At 40.0% G+C, this 492-nt stretch carries 1 rRNA gene; it reads right to left on the reverse strand.

Going from position 1 to position 492, the window contains the following annotated elements:
- Positions 1 to 431: 431 nt before the first annotated feature.
- Positions 432 to 492, reverse strand: a 16S ribosomal RNA gene (locus Q1A86_RS21140); the annotation flags it as partial.

The following is a 492-nucleotide window of genomic DNA, read 5'->3' on the forward strand; positions in this document are numbered from 1 at the left end:
ATCGCCTCTGACTGCCAAGGCATCCACCATATACGCTTAGTCACTTAACCATACAACCCAAATAAGTCTCTATGAGATATATCCGTTGTTTTATCAGGGTAGATAAAACAGCCGTATCGTAACTAATGGTTTCTACTTTCGCCAAAATTAGAATTTTTCACTCACTGCCTAAGCAGTAAGCCAAGACACTTAATGTTAAGTGTTTTAGAACTCAATTTTTTAATTTCGCGCTAATGCTACAAACAGCGATAAATCGCCATCCCTTTCACATTAACACTATCAGCTTTCCAAATTTTTAAAGAACATTGTTACTGCAACAAAGGCAGAACAAGTGTCGCTCATCTCACTCAATTAAGAGCAGAGACAAACAAGCAATCTGTGTAGACACTCAACGTAATTTCTTACTAACAGAGTCAAGTTAGTCGTATAGGTAAGGAGGTGATCCAGCCCCAGGTTCCCCTAGGGCTACCTTGTTACGACTTCACCCCAGTC

Origin of the sequence: uncultured Shewanella sp., assembly GCF_947497935.1 — a bacterium.
GTDB lineage: Bacteria > Pseudomonadota > Gammaproteobacteria > Enterobacterales > Shewanellaceae > Shewanella.